This is a genomic window from Halomicrobium sp. HArcht3-1 (assembly GCF_058933345.1).
The window spans coordinates 1-18495 of the sequence record NZ_JBZYDM010000001.1 but is presented as its reverse complement, the minus strand read 5'-3'; the positions used below and the strand labels follow the sequence as shown (position 1 = coordinate 18495).

Below are 18495 nucleotides of genomic sequence, written 5' to 3'. Positions count from 1 at the left end.
TAGCGTCCCCTGTAGTAATGACTCGGATCGCCGTTATCGACAATCACGGCCAGTTTACGCACCTCGAACAGCGTGCGCTGCGTGACATGGGTGTCGACGTGGAACTCGTCGACAACGAAACACCACCGGCTGAGATCGACGCCGACGGTCTCGTCCTCTCGGGCGGGCCGGACATGGATCGCATCGGCAACTGCCCCGACTACCTCGACATGGACGTGCCGATCCTCGGCATCTGTCTCGGGATGCAACTGATGGCCGACCAGCTGGGCGGACGCGTCGGTGCCGGCGAGTACGGCGGCTACGCCGACGTGACCGTCCGAATCGACGACGAGGACGACCCGCTGGTCGGCTCGCTCGCACCCGAAACACGGGTCTGGGCCAGTCACGCCGACGAGGTCAAGGAAGTCCCCGAGGGCTTCGAGCGAACGGCGAGTTCGGACGTCTGCGGCGTCGAAGCGATGAGCAACGGGACCGATCGCTTCGGCGTCCAGTGGCACCCTGAGGTCGCCCACACCGAAGAGGGCGAAGCCGTCTTCGAGAACTTCCTCGCGGTCTGTGACGGTAACTGAGTGACGATCGAGCGACCGGCAAAACGAGTGACAGCGCCGCACACGGCGGACCACGACGAGTAGTTTTAAACTGTTCGATGGAGTTCCTGACAGTATGACAGCGACGCAAGGCAACCTCGCGGGTCTCTCGCGATTCATCTTTCGCGCCCCGCGATGGTACACGAGCGTGGCCTTTGCGCTGGTGTTCGCTGCCGTCACCGGCATCGCTGCCTTCGATTCGCGTTTCGTCCTCGAAGACGCCTGGCAGGGCGTGTTCTTCGTCGGCATCCCGACTGTCGTCGCGAGCGTCGGCACGTCCTACGTCGACAACCGACTGGGCGGCCAACTCACGCCCAACCGTGCCTCGTTGCTGGCGCTGTTCTGTGAACTGATCGTGATCGCGTTCCTCGTCGGCGCGGGGGCCATCTCGGTGCTGACGACGTTCGCACAGGAGTTCGTCCTCGACGCGTTGCTGGTCAGTCTCGCCGGCATCTTCGCGCTTCGCCTGCTGGTCGTGATGGCCGTCTCGCGCCACTCGCTACCGATCGCTGCGATCCCCGCCGGGATCCAGACCGCCGCTGCAGGCGTACTACTGTCGGTCTACACCGGGACGACCTCGGTCTTGCTCGACAATCCGACGCTGCGCACCTGGCTCTCTCGCCCCGAGAAAGCCCCGCCGGAACTCCAGTTCGTCGAACCGATCGACTTCGGACTGCTCGCGCTCATGTGCGTCCTCTACGCTGGTGCAGTGTGGCTGTTCCTCGTGCTGCTGGATCGCCCGTGGCGCTCCAGTCTGGGCGTCTCGGTGCTCGATTTCATTCAGGGCTTCATCGGCCACATTGCGGAAGGCACCCGCGAACTCGAAGATTTCTTCGAGGAACTGGGCGAGGAAGCGCTCGTCCCCGTCACCGTCCTCTCGGTGCGCCGGCCCGGCGGCGAGGAGAAGGCCCGGTTCGTCCTGCCGATGATCCACCCCGGCCCGATGGGTGAGATCGGCGGCGGCAATCTCCCCGAACGCGTCGCACAGGAAGCCGATGGGCTGGCGTTTCCCCCACACGCCACCGCCGGCCACGACTTCAACCTCGTCACCGAACGGGAGGTCGACACGATCCTCTCGGCCGCCCAGACGGCCTACCAGCGCCTCGACTACACCGATCAAGCGACGGCGGGCCGCCGGATCGAGGAAGGCGAGGCGTCACTGCTCGGACAGGCCGTCGGCGACGACGCCCTGATCGTCTCCACGTTCGCGCCGGGCTTCGCCGACGACGTGGCCTACGCCGTCGGTCTGTCCGCGGCATCGGAGGCCCGCGCCGGATCGCTCGACGACGTGCTCCTCGTGGACGCCCACAACAGCAACAACGGTCTCGAAGGCGAGGATCTGGGCCACGTCGTCCCCGGCAGCAAGCGCTCGTTCGACATGATCTACGGTGCAGGGGAACTCGGCGAAGCGCTCGCCGCTGCCGACCGGGGGCAACTGCACTGTGGCGTCGCGTGGGACGAGACCGACTGGGTCCCACAGCAAGGCATCGGCCCGCTTGGTATCCGCGTCGCCGTCTTCGAGGTCGACGGCGTGCGGACGGCCTACGTCCTGATCGACGGCAACAACATGGAACCGGGTCTGCGCGACGAGATCGTCGACGCGCTCGACGGTATCGACGACGCCGAAGTGATGACGACGGACACCCACATCGTCAACACCGTCGAAGCCGAGAATCAGGTCGGGCAGGCCATCCCCACGGACGACCTGATCGCCCTGATCGCCGACCTGACCGAACGGGCCACCGCCGACCTCGAACCCGTCGAAGCCGGCATGGCAAGCGAGAAGGCAAACGTCACCGTCTTCGGCAACGACCGCACCGAGACGCTCGCCTCGACGGCCAACGCCGTCGTCTCGCTCGGTGGGGCACTCGCCGTGACCTTCCTGCTGACGATCCTCACCGTCAGCGTCGGCATCTTCCTCGTTACGGGTGGATGAGAAGGTTTAATTGCAGGTAGTGTGACAGTTCGTGCAGGTACGGTCGAAGGATGACCCAGTAAACTCGTTTCTCGGCGTTCGCGCCACCTCCGAGCGATTCGTCTCGTCTGTCGTCTCTGACGAGCGACAGCGACTACACGCAGACGTTCACCGATAGATGTCACTACCCGACCATACAGACCGACCGTCCCGATACACCTGGGACACCGCACAGATCTACGAGACGCCGGCCGACTGGGTCGCCGCCCGCGACGCCCTCCAGTCCGATCTCGACGGCGACGATCCACCGAGCGAACCCATCGAGTCCGCCACAGCGGCCCGGTCGCTCGTCGACACCGTCGCCGACTGGTACCGGCGCAGCCAGCGCCTCGAACTGTACGCCACGCTCCGAGACTGCATCAGCGACCGCGATGAAGCCAGCGACAGGATGGCCGCCAGCCGCGAGCTATCGAGCGCGGTCGAGACCGCCGTCGCACGCCGGATCGACCGCCTCCGGCGGACCGACGAGACGACGCTCGATGGGGTCGAAACAGCACTCGACGAACGCAGGCACTACTTCGCTTCACTCCGCCGGCAGGCGACGCACCGGCGCGAGCCAGCGGTCGAGACGGTCGTCGAACAGTTCGCCGAGCAGCGGTCGAGCGCCGACCGGATCGCCCGCGCGGTGAAAAACGAGGACTTCGACCCACCGACAGTCGAGACCCCGGCGGGGGAACGCCGGACGATCACACAGGGACGGTATCCGGGTGCACTGTCTCACGCCGACCGGTCCTACCGGCGACGGGTCTACGAGTCGTATCTCGACGCGCTCGCCGACTTCGAGGGGACGCTTGCGACCGCGTACCACGAAAAGCTCACCGCCGCCAGCGCACTCGCGGACGTGCGTGAGTACGACTCGATTCGAGAGCTACAACTGAGCGGCCGAAGCTACCCCGAGAGTGGTCTCGACTTTCAGTTCTCGTCCGAACTGCACGATACGATGATCGACGCCGTCGGTGACTGTATCGGTCCGCGAGAGCGTGCGCGTGACCTGCGAGCCGACCGACTGGGGATCGAAACCGTCCGGCCGTGGGACAGGACCGTCCCGCTTGCCGACCAGTCCGTCCCGGAGATTCCCTACGACGAGGCTATCGAGCACGTCGTCGCCGCACTCGCCCCACTGGGTGAGGCGTACCAGCAACGCGCCCGCGAATTCGTTTCGGATCGGCGCATCGACGTGTACGAGTGTGCGGACAAGCGCAGCGACATCCCCGCCTTCTGCCCGTCCTCGGCCGACGACGGCGCGTACATCCTCCTGAACTACCAGCACGACGTGCGCACACTGTACCACCTGTGCCACGAACTCGCCCACGCGCTCCACGTCGAACACTACCGCGAGGAGCCGACGATGTACGCGACCGGCCCACGCCCCGTCTCCGAGGTCCCAAGCCTCCTCCACGAGATGCTGCTGACTGAACACTTCGTCGAAGCCGGCGACCCGCTCGCCGCCCACGCACGGAATCGCCTGCAAAAGAGTCTCGACGGAATGCTCTACGGACAGGCGGCCAACGCCGCGTTCAAACGACGACTGGCGATGGCGGCCGACGACGGCGAGACGCTGTCGGCCGACCGGATCGCCGACGCCTACACCGACACGCAAGCCCGCTTCGACCCGACACTGCAACAGTGTGACCGCTCGCGTGCCGAGTGGCTCACCGGCGCACTGTATCGCGATGCCTTCCACCACTACCAGTACGTACTGGGTGCGGTGGGAGCACTCCACGTGCGCGAATCGCTCCGTGGTGGTGACCTCGATCCCGCGACCTACCGCGAGTTCCTGCGCTCGACCGGTCGCGAGGACCCGCTCGACCTGTTCGAACGGCTGGGACTGGACCTGCGAACGAGCGCACCCTACGAACGAGCGGCCGCGGCGTTCGACGGGTATCTCGACGAGTGGGCGTGAGCGAGTCCACTCACGCCGGAACCTCCACGAGGGTGTCACGGTTACCGCCGATCGGACAGTACGACGGCGGGACAGCGAGCGGTGTCACTCGGGTCCGACGACTTCGACCTTGATACCCTCGGGGTCCTCGCAGTAGAGCGCGTAGTAGCCGCCGGCATACGGATGTCGGTCCTCGTACAGGACCGTCGCGTCCGCCCGTTCGCGGACAGCGGCCGTGATACCGTCGACCTGTGCCCTGTCGGCGGCGTGGAATGCGAGGTGGTTCAGTCCCGCCGCTCGGCGGTCGAACGGCTGGTCTGGGGCCTCGGCCCGCACGAGGACGACGTACGTCGGCCCGTTGATCCACGAGCGGCCATCCTCCCACTGGTCCTTCGGTTCGTATCCGAGTTCCCCCAGCAACCAGTCCCAGAAGTCGACCGACGCCCCAAAGTCGTCTGCGTACAGTTCGACGTGATGGAGTTGCCCAGCGTGGTCCGGGTCAGCGTGGTCGTCGGTCATGCCACCAGATGGAGACACCAGTGGCAAGTACTTTCGGCCACCGGACGAGTTCACCGGGCAGGGCCTCTCGCGCTGTGACTCGCAAGAACGCCGAGAGGTATCGCTGCTCGTGCTTTCACTCACTTCGCTCGTGAAAACGCCGGAAAGCAGAGCTTTCCGAGCCGTTGCTCACTTCTCTCGCAACGACGCCGAGGGAGAGATTTGAACCGGAGGAAGACGGTCGGACTCGCTTCGCTCGTCCGCTGCGACTTCCAGGGTTCAAATCACTCAATGTGGCGTTTTGAGTTCACAGGTCGAGCGACACGCGAAGCGGTCGCTCGAAGGCAGTTGTTCACTCAAAAACGCCGAGGAGGAGATTTGAACCGGAATCAGACGTGCTCGCGTTGCTGCGCGCGACTGATAGGGTTCAAATCTCTTCGTACTGGTTTTCCGACTCGCAGACCGCTCGCTGCGCTCGCGGTGTGTTGTTCGTCGGAAAACGCCGAGGAGGAGATTTGAACTCCTGTGTCCTGAACGGACAGTTGCTCTCGAAGCAACCGCCTTGGCCGGGCTAGGCTACCTCGGCTCACCTAATCGTAGCGCGAAGGACTCTTTAGGGGTTTCGATTCGGTCGTGGAGAGAGCGGCGAGAGACAGCGACGAGGCACACCCTCCGATAGTAATATTGTGGGTGGATGACAGTAGAAAATATGGACGTAGCTGACGCCACCGACGCGTGTTCGACGGTACTGGACGAGATCGAGTCTGCGGTGATCGGCGAGCGGGAGTTCTTCGAGACGGTCCTGCTTGGCGTCGTCGGACGCGGGCACGTGCTGCTGGAGGACGTGCCGGGGACCGGGAAGACCCTCACCGCACAGACGATCGCCCAGACGCTCGGGCTGGAGTTCTCGCGCATCCAGTTCACACCGGACCTCCTGCCGGCGGACATCACCGGCACCCACGTGTTCAACGAAGGCGACCGCACCTTCGAGTTCAACGAGGGACCCATCTTCGCCAACGTCGTACTGGCCGACGAGATCAACCGCGCGCCGCCAAAGACCCAGTCGGCCCTGCTCGAAGCGATGGAGGAGGGACAGGTCACCGTCGACGGCGACACCTACGACCTCCCGACGCCATTCTTCGTCATCGCCACCCAGAACCCCGTCGAGATGGAGGGCACCTTCGAACTGCCCGAAGCGCAGGTCGACCGCTTCCTCGCCAAGACCTCGATCGGCTATCCCGACGACGACGGCGAGTTCGAACTCCTCCAGCGCCGTGCCGGACGCAGCGAGCAGAGTCCGTCTGTCGAGACCGTCCTCTCGCCCGAGGACGTCGCCGACCTCAGACAGCTCCCGGAGTCGGTCACCGTCGACGACGACGTGTTGCGGTACATCTCGAACGTCGCGCGTGCGACTCGCGAACACCGCCACGTCGACGTGGGGGTCTCGCCGCGTGGGACCCAGCGCCTGTTCGAAGCCGTCCGCGCCCGGGCGATCATCCGCGGGCGCGAGTTCGTCACCCCCGAGGACGTCAAGGCCGTCGCCCAGCCAGTCATGGCGCATCGGGTCGTCCTGACGCCGGAAGCCCGCGTCGAGAACGTCGAAGAGTCCTCGGTCGTCGAGAGCGTCCTCGACGAGATTGCGGTGCCGACGGTCGCCCGCCAGTAAGGGTCGTCACGACCGCCCCACGCAGCGGCTCGTTGTCGCCGTCTTCGATCAGTGAGCGACTCGAAAAGCGACCGCCCTAGCGGTCCAGCAGGAACGTAAAGAGCAGCGCCGCGAACACGAGCAGGACGACGGCGGTCGTCGGCTGGCCGGTGCGAGCGATCCGGTAGACGGCGTACCCGACAGCCCCGACCACGGTGGCGACGACCACGGTCGAACCGGTGTGGGCGAGCTGTGAGCGGCCCGTCGTCGCGGCCGTGCCCAGTTGCCGACCGAGGGAGAGACCGTGCTCACCGGCGTCCCAGGCGACGACGGCGGCCCCCGCGGCCACCAGCATCAGGACCGGCGACGTGCCGGCGACACCGGAGAGTAACACGCCTGAAAACAGCCCCGCCGAGCCGAGTCGGTGGAGCAGGCGAGAGCCACGCTGGACGCCGATCGGGAGCAAGACGAGTCCGAGGAAGGCCCCGGCAGCCGACGGGAGCGTGGTCGCGCTGGCGGCGACGGCGACGAGCGCAGGGACGACAGTCGCGACGACCGACATCCGGGTCGGGCGCGGCTCGAATGCGTCGGTCGTCGTACTCATTCACGACCCCCCTGCGAGCGAGCCAGCGCACGGTCGAAGTCCGTCTCGGTGTCCCAGTCGACGACCGGAAGCCCGCGCGTTCGCAGGTCCGCCAGTCGGTTCGCGCGCCGGACGCTGGCGAGTCGATGGCCGGCGGTGTCGTGGGCGGTCGGGTCCGGCGTCACGACGGTCGTCTTGTGGCCGTGTGCGTCGAGCCTGATCGCCGAATCGGCGACGAGGTCGTCGGTCAGCGGCGAGAACAGGACGATCTGTGCGTCGGCCGGCGCGCGCTGTTTGAGCCGCTGGACGGCGGCGTAGATGTTGGTATCCGCGTCCGGCGCAGACGGCGAGAGTGCGGGATGGGTCGCCAGCAGTTCTCGGGCCTGCACACGGTGGTCGTCGCCGTTCCCGGGGGCGAGCCAGCACTCCGTCGGCGAGAGCGTCGTGATTCCGACGTTGTGGCCCTCACCCGTCAGAGAGACGTAGGCGTGGCGGGCGGCGTCGATCGCCGCCTCGACGGCTGTCGGGGCGTCGGGTTCAGGTCCCGTGTAGGCCACGGCCCGGGCGTCGATCACGAGCAGGACAGAGACGCTGCGTTCGACCCGATACTGGACCGTGGTGAGGTCGCCGGTCCGGGCCGTTCGCTTCCAGTCGACCCGGCTCAGCGGGTCGCCGGTCTGGTACTCCCGGGTGGCGTAGAACTCGACGCCGGGACCCCCGGCGTCGGCGGGGAAGCGACCGGTGTGGCGAGTCGTCTGCGAGCGCAACGGGAACGGTATCGTCCGGGTCGGCAGCGACGGCTCGCAGTCGATCGCCGACGGCGACTCGACTGACCCCCGTCGCTCGGTCGCGCCGCTTGCATCACGCGTCAGGACGGTCGCTGGCTCGAACTCGTGGTGGCCCCGCCGCGTCCGAAGCGAGTACGAGAAGGTCGTCTCGCCGCCGGGACGAAGCGCCGTCGCGTGACGTGGCGAGCCGTCCTCGACCGTCAGCTTCGGCGGAACGCCGTCGAGCAGGCGCAGATCGGGCACGAACTGGTCGCTCGTGTTCGTGGCCGTCACGGTCACCTCGACGACACCGTCCGTACTCGGCGAGTGGTCACTGATCGTCCGCTCGACGTCGATGTCGACCGATGGTGGCGAGGTCAGTTGGCCGTACCCGGCAAAAGCGATGCCGAACGCACTCGTCAGGAGGAGTCCGGGCTGGCGGGTGAGCACACCGATCCCGAGCGCCAGCAGCGCGAAGACGGTGACGCCGTACCAGCGTCTCGTCTGGCGCTCCTCGACGGTCCCCGGTTCGACTGCGAACGCCGCCGTCTCCGCCGGGACCGTCTCGGTGGCTGCGTCCGTCTCCGGGGGTGAGCCAAAAGACATCAGTCCTCACCCCGGTGGCCGGCGATACGGTCGAGTTCTGCGGTGACGTGGCTGGCCCGGCGCTGGAAGGGACCGTCCCCCCAGAACGACCCAGTCACCGACTCGCGAAGCGACGATCCCGACCCACTGACAGAGGTGAAAAACTCCGCAGCGAGGCGGTCGTCGGTCCACGTGCCATCGTCGAGTCGCTCCCGAGCAGCCGATTCCGAGAGCCCGCGATGGCGAGTCAGGACCGCGATAGCGGCGTCTTCGAGGTCGTCACGGACCGCGAGTGCACGCCGGTTTCCGCTCGACGTGCCGACCGACGGCGTCCCAGCGAGCAACGAGTCGAAGTCGTCACCCGGAACCGGGATCGGACGCCCACGTTCCGGCGTGGGCAGCGTTCGATCGGCGTCGTCGCTACCGAACCACAGATAGGCCCTGTAACAGCCAGCAAGCACCGCGAAGCCGGCCAGTACGGCCACCAGCATCGTCGGGAGAGAGACGACAGCGGCAACGCCCGGAGCGAACGCGAGCACCAGACCGACCACGGCCGCGCCCATCGCGATGGCGAGCAAGACGAGCGAGCGGCGGTTCATCGGTGCTCACCCTCCGAGCGGAGTCGGTCGAGTGCCGACCGAGCGCGTGACTCGCGGTCGCTGGTGGCCGGACGCCCGCCGTACCGGACCTCCTCGAACAGGTCCGTGATCGTCCGCACGGCCTGTCGGTCGAAGCCGCGGTCGCTGGCACGGTCGGCGACCTCGGCCGGCGTATGGGTCCGAAGGTCGACGCCGTCGACCGCCGACGCAAAGTCCCGCCAGGCCCGGTACACGTCGTTGGTCGCGTCGACGTCGGCGATCGCGGTCTGTGTATCGACGTGGACCGGGCGCTCCAGGGATTGGTCGTCGGTCCCGGCCGGATCGGTCGTGACGGTGGACTCGTCGTCCTCGCTGTCGAGGGCGTACAGCAGCAGCGCGACGACGAGCACGAGCGCCACGAACGCACCGACGAGCACCAGTATCGAGGGGGTCTGGGTCGCGGTGTCGACGACTTCGGGATCGGTGGAACCGCCGCCCTGCTCGAACTCGGGTGCGACTGACCGCGACGGCTCACGGGCCGGCCCGCTCCCCCACTGGAGCACCTCTGGACCGAAGAACAGGAGGTAGGCGATCCCGGCCGGGAGCACCGTGGTGACCGCGTGGACGACGACCTGTCGGACCCCGTCGATGCCGTCACGCCAGATCTCACGGACAGCATAGAGGAGATACGCGAGTGCCCCAGCGGCAAACAACAGTCCGAGCGCCGGCCGGAGCCAGTTCCAGATGTCGAACGTATCGCCGCCTGAGAGGGCTGCCGACGGGTCAGCACTCAGTCCGGGTCCCGTCCCGTCACCAGCCCCCTCCCCCTCGCCCGACCCCGTCCCGGCCGTCGGCGTCTCGGGTGGGCCGTCCATACTCGCAGCGGTCGCGGAGATGGCGAGCACACCAAGCACGACGACCAGTGCGGGTCCGAGTCGATCGGTGTTCATGGTATTGTCTCGCGAATGCCAACCATGTAAAATTACAGTTCCGTGTCCACACCGTCTGGAGCGTCGACCGCTCCTAATCGCTCGACTGCGTCGCGTGCGCGCCGTTCGCGTTCGGCGGTGACGACCCCCGATCCGTAGCGTGTCTCGCGGAACACGGCCGTCAGTGTCGCGACGGCCTCGTCGTCGAACCCGTGATCGACCGCACGGGCCGCCACCTCGCTCGGTGTCTCGGTGTGGTCGGTGCCACCGACGGCGCGGACGAGCGAGAGCCAGGCCCAGTACACATCGTTGGTCGGCGCAACGTCGGCCGCGGGGCTTGGCGTCGGGGACGTGGTCGCCTGCGTCTCGGCGGCGGACCGGCTTTCGCTCCCGCGACCGCCCAGCACGGCGGCGACCGAACGCGTCGTGCCCGACCGGGTCGTGCGCGTCACGAGCGCGACGACGGCCAGCAGTCCACCTGCCAGCAACAGTACGACCGGGAGCGACGACGCCGAGAGCGAGCGCCACCCGTCACTGGCCCCGAGTGCACGCCCGGCGGCGGCGTTCGAACCGAACGCCCCACCGCCACCGTTGCCCAGCAACGACGACAGCAAGAGCAACAGTGCGACTAGACCGAGGAACACGGCCACGATAATCACGAGCCGTGTGGCCGCGTCCGCAAGCATCGCCCGGAGTCGCCCGAGACCGTCCTGCCAGACCACGACGGCCCCGTAGACGACCGGCACCGTCATCGAGAGCAGGACGACGAACCCCAGCACGTGCCCCACGAGAAAGGGCGGCAACAGCGAGATGGCGCGCCCTTCCGGCGACGACAGTCCGACGCCGCTGTCGTTGCCCGATCCGAGACCAGTGTCGGACCCGAAGCCGACACCCGACGCGGGACCGGCAGCACTGTCGCCGTCGCCGCTCGCTGCCCCATCTAGCCCGGCCGCTGCCGTCGCGACGACAAGCACCGCGAGGACGGCGGCGAGCGCGAACCGGGCGCTAACGCCCACCATACCCCGTTTTATGCAGTGTTCGTACTTAGTCTCACGGCCAACGAGAGCGTGGTGTCGGCAGCCGTCATCGCTCGCTGTCGGCGTCGCCGTAGCCACCGCCCCCGGGCGTCTCGACGCGGACGGTGGTACCAGCCGCGACCTGCCGGGTCAGTTTCGCACCGACGTGCTCGCCGTCGACGACGTTGTTGCCGACGGTCCCATCGCTGCCACCCGCGCGGCCGGCCGGCGGGGTGTGTCGGCGATCGGTCAGCAGCGACACGGTCGCATCGGTCTCGACGACGAGTTCGCGGACGAGACCGTCACCGCCGCGATGACGGCCCGCGCCGCCGCTGTCCGCCCGCAGTGCGTACTCGGTGACCCGTAGCGGATAGGCGGTCTCCAGCGCCTCGATGGGCGTGTTCTGCGTGTTCGTCATCCCGACCTGCACGCCCGACGGACCGTCGCCGTTCGGGGTCGCGCCACCGCCACCGCCGATGGTCTCGTAGTAGGTGAATGCCGGCCCGCCGACGACGAGGTTGTTCATCGTGCCCTGTCCCTCGGCCGGGACGCGTTCGGGCACAGCGTCCGCGAGCGCATCGAACACGACCTCGGTGACGCGCTGGCTGGTCTCGACGTTGCCACCGACGACCGCGGCCGGTGGCTCGGGGTCGACCAGTGATCCCGTCGGAGCCACGACCGAGATCGGGTCGTAACAGCCCTGATTCGGCGGTATCTCTGGGTCTGTGAGACAGCGTACGACGAAGTACACAGCACTCTCGGCGATCGCGAGCGGGGCATTGACGTTCCCCGGGACCTGCGAGGCGGTGCCCGCGAAGTCGACCGTGAGTGTCTCGTCTGCCACTGTGACCGTCACCTCGATGGGCACGTCGTCCTCGGTGATCCCGTCGCCTTCGATGGTCGTGGTCGCCGTGTACTCGCCGTCCGGAACGGCGGCGATTTCGGCGGCCATCCGCCGACGGGAGTAGTCGATCACGGCGTCGAACGCTCCGAGCAAGTCCTCACCGTGGTCGGCGAGCAGTTCACCGACGCGGCGTGCGCCACGCTCGTTGGCCGCTAGCTGGGCCTGCACGTCGGCGCGTCGCTCGGTCGGATTGCGGACGTTGGCGAGCAACAGGTCGAGCACGTCGGATCTGATCTCGCCGTCGGCGACGAGCCGGACCGGCGGAATCCGCAATCCCTCTTGCTGGATCTCGCGTGCGCCCGCGGGCATGCTCCCGGGAGCCATCCCGCCCACGTCGGCGTGGTGGGCGCGAGAGACCGCGTAGGCGAAGATGTCGTCACCGTCTTGCCCGTCTTTCGGGGCTACAGTGGCCTCGTGAACGCTGCCGACGATGGGCGAGACGAAGGTCACGTCCGGCAGGTGGGTCCCTCCGGTGAAGGGGTCGTTGAGCGCGAACACGTCGCCCGGAGCGGGGTCGCGGTCGATGATCGCGTCGACCGCCCGCGGCATCGCGCCGAGGTGGACCGGGATGTGCTCAGCCTGTGCGACCAGTCGCCCGTCGGCGTCGAACAGCGCCGTCGAGCAGTCCCGTCGCTCCGTGATGTTCGGCGAGTAGGCCCCACGGACGAGTACCTCGCCCATCTCCTCGGCGACGCTCTCCAACTGATTGCGCACGATCTCCAGTTCGACGGCGTCGAGACCGTCGTCGCGGTCGCTCACGAGACCACCTCCAGAGTCAGCGTGCCGGCGTCGTCGACGGCCAGTGTCCAGTCGGGCGGACAGACGACGGTGCTCTCGCCGCCGGTGACGATGGCTGATCCGTCGAGTGTCGTCCCCGGCGCGAGCGCACGCCAGTCGTAGCAGGGGGTCTCGACCGTCCTGTCGCCGAAGATGGCCGTTCGAGTGTCGGTCCGTGGCTCGCCGCTCCCCTCGAAGGAACTTTTCGGGACGCTCCCCTCGATCGTCGCCGTTGCCCGGCAGTTGACCAGTTCGACGGGTTCGTCGTCGAGTCGGTAACCCCGCGTCCGCTCGTGGGCGTCGTGGAACGTCGCCCGGACCGTCGCGGGATCGAACGGGGCGTCGATATCGACGGTCAGTTCGTGGCTCTGCCCGGCGTAGCGCAGATCGGCCTGACGCACACAGGTCGCGGCCGCCCGGTCGCTCGCGTCGTCGAGGACGGTCTCCCGGAGGTCGGCGTACACGGACTCGATCCGGTCGACCGCCGCGTCGGCGAGGGTCGTCCGGAACGTGCGGACGGCATCGTGGTGTTCGTCGGCCGCGAGCAGGCCAAACGCCGAGAGGACGCCGCTGGCCCGCGGGACGACCACGCGCTCGACGCCGAGGCGGTCGGCCAGTGCGGCGGCGTGCATCGGGCCGGCCCCGCCGAAAGCCACCAGCGCGAACCGGCGCGGGTCGTGGCCGCGTTCGGTCGTGACGCTCCTGATCGTCCGGGTCATCGTCGCGTTGGCGACCCGATAGACCCCGCGAGCGGCGGCCACCGGTCCGTCGAGATCGGCAGCTCTAGCGAGATCGGCCAGTGCCTCTTCGGCGGCGTCGGCGTCCAGTTCGAGGTCCTCGCCGAGTGTCGTCTCCGCGCCGAGATAGCCGAGCACCAGCGCCGCGTCGGTGACGGTCGCCTCGGTGCCGCCCTTCCCGTAGCAGGCCGGTCCCGGCACTGCCCCCGCCGACCGGGGACCCACGCGGAGCGCGCCGCCGTCGTCGACCCAGCCGATCGACCCGCCGCCGGCCCCGACCGTCTCCACGTCGACCATCGGCGTCCTGACCGGGTAACCACCCACGTCGGCCTCGGTCGTTCGCTCGGCCGCGCCGTCCCTGACCAGCGACACGTCACTGGAGGTCCCCCCCATGTCGAACGTGATCGCACCGGCGGCGTCGTCCGGTTCGAACGCACCCGCACCGACGACGCCCGCAGCGGGACCGGACATGACGGTCGTCACCGCGCGCTCCCGAACCGTCGCGGCGTCCGCGATCCCACCGTTGGCCTGCATGACGCGGGGCGCGGGCACGTCCCGCTCGCTCGCGCGCTCTGTGAGTCGGTCGAGGTAGTCGGCCACGACCGGCGTGAGCGTGGCGTCGGCGACGGTCGTCGCGGTCCGTTCGTACTCGCGGAACTGAGCCAGCACCTCGTGGCTTGCCGACACCGGCACGTCCAGTTCCTCGCGCAGGATCTCGGCGATCCGGCGCTCGTTGTCGGGGTGAGCGTAGGCGTGCAGCGTCGCGACCGCGACGGCCTCGGCGTCGATCCGCTCGGCCAGCGCCTCGATCTCGTCGGGATCGACGGCTCGCTCGATGCCCTCGGGCGTCGCTCGTTCGTCGACCTCGTACCGGCGCGCTGCCGGGACGAGCGGGTCTGGCTTGCGAGCATCGAGGTCGTACAGCGACGGCCGGTCTTGCCGGCCGATCGCGAGCACGTCGGCGAATCCCTCAGTCGTGACCAGCGCCGTCGCCGCGCCCGTTCCTTCGAGCATGGCGTTGACGGCGACGGTCGTCGCATGGCGGAAGCGGTCGACCGACGAGCGTTCGATCCCGGCGCGTTCACACGCCCGTTCGATCCCGCCGAGTACGCCCTCGCTCTGGTCGGCCGTCGTCGGTACTTTCGCCGTCGTCAGGTCGCCGTCGACCACGGCGACCACGTCGGTGAAGGTCCCGCCCACGTCGACGCCGAGCCATACCCCGTCGCCGGACTCGTCGCGATCCATACCGGACTCTGGGACGGCAGGGCCGTAAGCGTGGCTCGTCGTCGCCGTAATCCGCGACGGCTCCGCGCTGCCGACGGAATGCTTTCCGTCGCGACGGCCGGTGGGCGTCAGCGGCTCGAATCTCCGCGCAATCGACATCGACGCCGGCGAGATCACTTATAGTAGCAATTAAAATCAATGCACACCCGATCTCACGACTGAAGTACGATCGGTGTGTGAATCGTTTCAATTGTTACGATAGCAATTCAACACCGACCCTTCGGCGATCAGGGCACTGACCGATCGTGATGGCGACAGCCCGAGACGGCAGGACCGAGCTGCGAGCGGTTCGTGTTTTGACCACATGTGAATACGAATATTTAATTACAGCCATTGGGAAATTCAGAACACGAATCACGATGATACGACGCTGCCCTCCAGCACTCGTCCTCGCGGTCGTGCTAATCGGTGCTGCGATGGCGACCGGGATCACCGGTGCCACACAGACCGAAACCGCATCGTTCGTCTACGACGGCGACACACTCACGCTCGAATCGGCTCCCGGCCAGCAGATCCACGGCGAGACCTCCCTCCCGGAAGGAACGGAGGTGACGGTCCAGATTACATCGGGAGAGAACAGTCCATTCCTGGCAACACCGACGACCACAGTCGGCGAGAACGGTACGTTCACCGTAACAGAGAATCTCAGTCATCTCCAGTCCGGCTCGAAGATCGCCGTCGAAATCCGTTATCAGGGGACCGAACTGGCGAAGACGCAGGGCCAGATCGAGTGCACTGGACGCTGCGATGTGACGCCGACACCGCAACCGGAACGAGAATTAGTGCCCGCTGAGACGATCGTGCGTCCAGGTCAGGAGACGCGGATCACGATTCTGCTCGGTGACCACGACAACGGCGTCGTTCGAATCAGCGAAGTAAACGTCCTCGATCTCAACGTGACGGTGACTGACGGGAACGACGACGGTCGCGTCACCCTCGTCGTCGACACCACATCGACAAACGGTTCGGAGTCCACCATCGCCGCCGCCAACGACGAGGACGAGATCGACGTCAACGCCCAACTGGGATCGAAAAACGAGATCGGTCCGGGAGAGTACATTGTGCAACTCTCCCCGGACGAGAGCGGGTCGGCGGTCGAGAACGTTCACCTCTATGTCAGAGAGCCAGCACCCCCGACGGGAGAGATCGAGTTTATCGGTACTGGAGTCGTGGGAGTTCGTCGCGGGGAAACGGGTATTATCCCTGTTTCGGTCGGTGATCGCGAACGAGTCGCGCTGACGATCAGCCACGAGGATGTCAGCTATCGACTCAACGCGACACTCGTCGACGGCAACGGCGACGGACGTGTCATCGCCCGGTACCATCCCACGAAAGCCCAACAAGAGGCCAAGACGCTGACGGCAGGCGGTGACGACGATCGTGTGGTAATCGACTCCGAGACGACGCTCGGAGGGGAGCTGTCGACCGGAGGCTATCAGATGAATCTCTATCGAACCGACAGCCACGAGGAGTTTCTGGACTTTGGGACTATCGGGGTTGAAACGGCTTTGACCACGACGAGCGAGACACTGGATACCACGGCAACCGCGCAGGCCGACACGACGACCGTCGCTGACACCGCGGTCACGGCGTCCGACACGACGACCGACGCTCCCGAGTCGACGACGGCGGGCGAGGGTCCCGGCTTCGGCGTCGTCGGCGCGCTCGTCGGGGGCGCGCTCGCGCTCGGGGGCGGACTGTGTCGCGCGAACCGGGAATGATACCGATGACTGGAGCTTCGTAACGATATTCGCCACCTCGGGGTGACGAAATCGGTCACGGTTGCGACTGGGGCAGCGTTCGCGCGGTTCAAGCCACGTTTAAGCTACCGGGGTTGCTTAGATGGTCGCACTGACAGTCCCCACTATGCGAGTTACCACCGCTCTCACGGCGACAGTTGCCCTCCTCGTGCTCACGACGGCGACCACCGCCGGCGTGGGGACACAGACCGAGACGACGACGACCTCGGCACCGTCGGCGTCGTTCACCCACGACGGCGACACGCTCGTCGTCGAGTCGGCCCCCAGTCAACGCCTCGAAGGAACGACCTCGCTCCCAGCGGGCACGAGGGTCGCGCTTCGAATCGCTTCGACCGACGGCGGTTCGCCGTTTCTCACGCTACTGGAGACGACCGTAACGGACGACGGGACGTTCGCCACGACGTGGGACTTTAGCGACATCCCTCCCGAGACCGGCTTCGAGGTGGCTGTCCGGTACAACGGGACGGCCATCGCTCGAACGGACGGACGCGTCGTCGACTGCGTGCGTGACTGTACGGAGACCGACAGCGACACCGATCGACCGACCACGACGTATCCGGCCGACGAAGCGGGACTCGCCGACACCGTCGTGCAGGTCCGACAGGGCCGGACCGTCGAGATCCCGATCACGGTCGGTGACCGCGACCGCCGCCGGCTCGCGATCGGGAGCGATGACGCGAACTACGTGCTGAACGCGACGGTGGTCGACGAGAACGGCGACGGGCGTGTCATCGCCGTGTTCGATCCCGAAGCAGCGGGCACGGACGCCACGACGCTGTGGTCCGCCGATGACGGTGACCGGATCATGGTCGACTCGGAGTCGACACTCTCGGAGCCACTCGGGCCGTACGACTACGATCTCGTGTTGCGGACGACCGACGGCGAGGAAATCAACACCGGAACGATAGTCGTCATGGACGGACGGACCGCCACGCAGACGCCAGCGAACGGGGACCGGTCGGCCACCCCGACGGCACCGCTGGACGATACGACACCCGGACGGCCCGGCATCGACCCCGGGGGCGTCGGTGCACTCGGTGCCGGCCTGCTGCTCGGCGTCGTCGGGATCGGACTGTTGCTGGGGCTGCTCCGGCGCTAGCGCCGCGACGCGACGAGCGCCAGCGTCGCGACGAGCACCGCGCCGAAGAAAAAGAGCACGCCGGGTTCGACGACCTCGAAGACGAGCCACGCGAGCGACCCCTCAGGGGGTGCGAGGGTCGCGTCCGGACTCGCCGGCCCGACCGCGCTGGGCGGGCGTACCTGCTGGCGCATCAGCCGCTCGGCACCCCACTGGACGAACAGGGACCCCGCGGCGAGCACCCCGAGACCGCCGACGACTTCCGTCACCGATTGCTCGATCGCTGGCGTGCGCGTGTCGTCCCCGACCAGCACCAGCGGATCGCTAGCCGGCCCGTAGACGGTCATCTCGTTGCCTTTCTCCGAGTAGATCGTATCCACGGGTTCGATCAGCTCCGCAGCTTCGAGGTTCGAAACGTGATAGTGGACGTTCTGGACGGACGTATCGACCCGATCCGCGATCTCGGAGGGGGTTCGTGGCTCTTCGAACAGGGTCTGGAACGTCGCACGACCGGTCTCGGACGCGAGCGCGTCGAGGACCTCGTCTGCGTCCCCGTCGGTCATCTCGATGATCCGCGCCCGCTCGTCGGTCGTGGCGGTCCGTTCCTGCATCCGGTCGATGAGTCCCGACATGGCCTGGGTATCTGGACGATGAATCCCGACCTACTAAGCAGTGTGTGAAGGTTAAAACGAGATTGAACGGTTACAGCGGTAGCGAGGCGAAAGCCCACCCGTTTACGGGTGGGATGAAGCCGACAACTGGGAATCTCTCCACGCTCGTAGCCACGGCTGGGGTTGGATGCCTGTGTAACATCTTTAGGTGAGTAGTTTCTATATACTGACGATGCCTCGTGGGTTCGACAGGGAACGTACCAACGTCCACAAACTCCAGTACCACTTCATCTGGTGTC

The 18495-nt window shown here is 67.0% G+C and carries 15 protein-coding genes, 1 tRNA gene and 1 pseudogene; 7 read left to right on the top strand and 10 right to left on the bottom strand.

Going from position 1 to position 18495, the window contains the following annotated elements; genetic code table 11:
• The first annotated feature begins 17 nt into the window (after positions 1 to 17).
• From AC5FRW_RS00085 to AC5FRW_RS00075, 3 genes are all read left to right on the top strand, one after another.
• Positions 18 to 569: a GMP synthase subunit A gene (locus tag AC5FRW_RS00085; protein ID WP_493566375.1), complete on the top strand. Its 552-nt coding sequence runs from the start codon at positions 18 to 20 to the stop codon at positions 567 to 569.
• Positions 570 to 663: 94 nt separating this feature from the next.
• Positions 664 to 2523: a DUF2070 family protein gene (locus tag AC5FRW_RS00080; RefSeq protein ID WP_493566374.1), complete on the top strand. Its 1860-nt coding sequence runs from the start codon at positions 664 to 666 to the stop codon at positions 2521 to 2523.
• Between the two features lie 157 nt (positions 2524 to 2680).
• On the top strand, positions 2681 to 4465 hold the full coding sequence (locus AC5FRW_RS00075) for a M3 family oligoendopeptidase (RefSeq protein ID WP_493566373.1): 1785 nt from the start codon (positions 2681 to 2683) through the stop codon (positions 4463 to 4465).
• An 84-nt stretch (positions 4466 to 4549) separates the two neighbouring features.
• On the opposite strand, the gene AC5FRW_RS00070 is transcribed toward AC5FRW_RS00075, so the two are convergent.
• Positions 4550 to 4963, bottom strand: a complete 414-nt coding sequence (locus tag AC5FRW_RS00070; protein ID WP_493566372.1) for a VOC family protein — start codon at positions 4961 to 4963, stop codon at positions 4550 to 4552.
• Positions 4964 to 5442: 479 nt separating this feature from the next.
• Positions 5443 to 5528: transfer RNA gene (locus tag AC5FRW_RS00065), tRNA-Ser, on the bottom strand.
• Between the two features lie 123 nt (positions 5529 to 5651).
• On the opposite strand from AC5FRW_RS00065, the gene AC5FRW_RS00060 reads away from it, so the two are divergent.
• The gene (locus AC5FRW_RS00060; RefSeq protein WP_493566371.1) at positions 5652 to 6608 is read left to right on the top strand and encodes an AAA family ATPase; all 957 of its coding nucleotides are present in this window, start codon (positions 5652 to 5654) and stop codon (positions 6606 to 6608) included.
• Positions 6609 to 6684: 76 nt separating this feature from the next.
• On the opposite strand, the gene AC5FRW_RS00055 is transcribed toward AC5FRW_RS00060, so the two are convergent.
• From AC5FRW_RS00055 to AC5FRW_RS00025, 7 genes are all read right to left on the bottom strand, one after another.
• A complete protein-coding gene (locus AC5FRW_RS00055) occupies positions 6685 to 7191 on the bottom strand; it encodes a DUF7519 family protein (protein ID WP_493566370.1) in 507 nt (168 codons plus the stop codon).
• Positions 7188 to 8543 carry a DUF58 domain-containing protein gene (locus tag AC5FRW_RS00050; protein WP_493566369.1) on the bottom strand — a complete coding sequence of 452 codons (1356 nt, stop codon included), beginning with the start codon at positions 8541 to 8543 and terminating at the stop codon, positions 7188 to 7190. The genes AC5FRW_RS00055 and AC5FRW_RS00050 overlap by 4 nt, the downstream gene beginning before the upstream one ends.
• Positions 8543 to 9121, bottom strand: coding sequence for a DUF7269 family protein (locus AC5FRW_RS00045; protein ID WP_493566368.1), 579 nt, complete (start codon positions 9119 to 9121; stop codon positions 8543 to 8545). The genes AC5FRW_RS00050 and AC5FRW_RS00045 overlap by 1 nt, the downstream gene beginning before the upstream one ends.
• Positions 9118 to 10050: a DUF4129 domain-containing protein gene (locus AC5FRW_RS00040; protein ID WP_493566367.1), complete on the bottom strand. Its 933-nt coding sequence runs from the start codon at positions 10048 to 10050 to the stop codon at positions 9118 to 9120. Before AC5FRW_RS00040 ends, AC5FRW_RS00045 begins: the two co-directional genes overlap by 4 nt.
• Before the next feature lie 32 nt (positions 10051 to 10082).
• A complete protein-coding gene (locus AC5FRW_RS00035) occupies positions 10083 to 11048 on the bottom strand; it encodes a DUF4129 domain-containing protein (protein WP_493566366.1) in 966 nt (321 codons plus the stop codon).
• A 64-nt stretch (positions 11049 to 11112) separates the two neighbouring features.
• Positions 11113 to 12708, bottom strand: coding sequence for a hydantoinase B/oxoprolinase family protein (locus tag AC5FRW_RS00030; RefSeq protein WP_493566365.1), 1596 nt, complete (start codon positions 12706 to 12708; stop codon positions 11113 to 11115).
• Positions 12705 to 14708, bottom strand: a complete 2004-nt coding sequence (locus tag AC5FRW_RS00025) for a hydantoinase/oxoprolinase family protein (RefSeq protein WP_493566364.1) — start codon at positions 14706 to 14708, stop codon at positions 12705 to 12707. The genes AC5FRW_RS00030 and AC5FRW_RS00025 overlap by 4 nt, the downstream gene beginning before the upstream one ends.
• A gap of 398 nt (positions 14709 to 15106) precedes the next feature.
• Between AC5FRW_RS00025 and AC5FRW_RS00020 the strand changes: the two genes are divergently transcribed.
• Together AC5FRW_RS00020 and AC5FRW_RS00015 are read left to right on the top strand one after the other, a co-directional pair.
• Positions 15107 to 16468: a BGTF surface domain-containing protein gene (locus tag AC5FRW_RS00020; RefSeq protein WP_493566363.1), complete on the top strand. Its 1362-nt coding sequence runs from the start codon at positions 15107 to 15109 to the stop codon at positions 16466 to 16468.
• A 145-nt stretch (positions 16469 to 16613) separates the two neighbouring features.
• On the top strand, positions 16614 to 17606 hold the full coding sequence (locus tag AC5FRW_RS00015; RefSeq protein ID WP_493566362.1) for a BGTF surface domain-containing protein: 993 nt from the start codon (positions 16614 to 16616) through the stop codon (positions 17604 to 17606).
• Here AC5FRW_RS00015 and AC5FRW_RS00010 read toward each other — a convergent pair.
• The gene (locus AC5FRW_RS00010; protein WP_493566361.1) at positions 17603 to 18217 is read right to left on the bottom strand and encodes an ArsR/SmtB family transcription factor; all 615 of its coding nucleotides are present in this window, start codon (positions 18215 to 18217) and stop codon (positions 17603 to 17605) included. The two genes, AC5FRW_RS00015 and AC5FRW_RS00010, sit on opposite strands and share 4 nt — an antisense overlap.
• A gap of 211 nt (positions 18218 to 18428) precedes the next feature.
• On the opposite strand from AC5FRW_RS00010, the pseudogene AC5FRW_RS00005 reads away from it, so the two are divergent.
• Positions 18429 to 18495 (top strand): annotated as a pseudogene (locus tag AC5FRW_RS00005) (IS200/IS605 family transposase); the annotation flags it as partial.

Coding starts and splice junctions, on each gene's coding strand:
- AC5FRW_RS00075 (WP_493566373.1), top strand. CDS start 2,681: ATGTCACTACCCGACCATACAGACCGACCGTCCCGATACACCTGGGAC.
- AC5FRW_RS00055 (WP_493566370.1), bottom strand. CDS start 7,191: ATGAGTACGACGACCGACGCATTCGAGCCGCGCCCGACCCGGATGTCG.
- AC5FRW_RS00035 (WP_493566366.1), bottom strand. CDS start 11,048: ATGGTGGGCGTTAGCGCCCGGTTCGCGCTCGCCGCCGTCCTCGCGGTG.
- AC5FRW_RS00020 (WP_493566363.1), top strand. CDS start 15,107: ATGATACGACGCTGCCCTCCAGCACTCGTCCTCGCGGTCGTGCTAATC.
- AC5FRW_RS00025 (WP_493566364.1), bottom strand. CDS start 14,708: ATGGATCGCGACGAGTCCGGCGACGGGGTATGGCTCGGCGTCGACGTG.
- AC5FRW_RS00040 (WP_493566367.1), bottom strand. CDS start 10,050: ATGAACACCGATCGACTCGGACCCGCACTGGTCGTCGTGCTTGGTGTG.
- AC5FRW_RS00080 (WP_493566374.1), top strand. CDS start 664: ATGACAGCGACGCAAGGCAACCTCGCGGGTCTCTCGCGATTCATCTTT.
- AC5FRW_RS00060 (WP_493566371.1), top strand. CDS start 5,652: ATGGACGTAGCTGACGCCACCGACGCGTGTTCGACGGTACTGGACGAG.
- AC5FRW_RS00010 (WP_493566361.1), bottom strand. CDS start 18,217: ATGTCGGGACTCATCGACCGGATGCAGGAACGGACCGCCACGACCGAC.
- AC5FRW_RS00045 (WP_493566368.1), bottom strand. CDS start 9,121: ATGAACCGCCGCTCGCTCGTCTTGCTCGCCATCGCGATGGGCGCGGCC.
- AC5FRW_RS00050 (WP_493566369.1), bottom strand. CDS start 8,543: ATGTCTTTTGGCTCACCCCCGGAGACGGACGCAGCCACCGAGACGGTC.
- AC5FRW_RS00015 (WP_493566362.1), top strand. CDS start 16,614: ATGCGAGTTACCACCGCTCTCACGGCGACAGTTGCCCTCCTCGTGCTC.
- AC5FRW_RS00085 (WP_493566375.1), top strand. CDS start 18: ATGACTCGGATCGCCGTTATCGACAATCACGGCCAGTTTACGCACCTC.
- AC5FRW_RS00070 (WP_493566372.1), bottom strand. CDS start 4,963: ATGACCGACGACCACGCTGACCCGGACCACGCTGGGCAACTCCATCAC.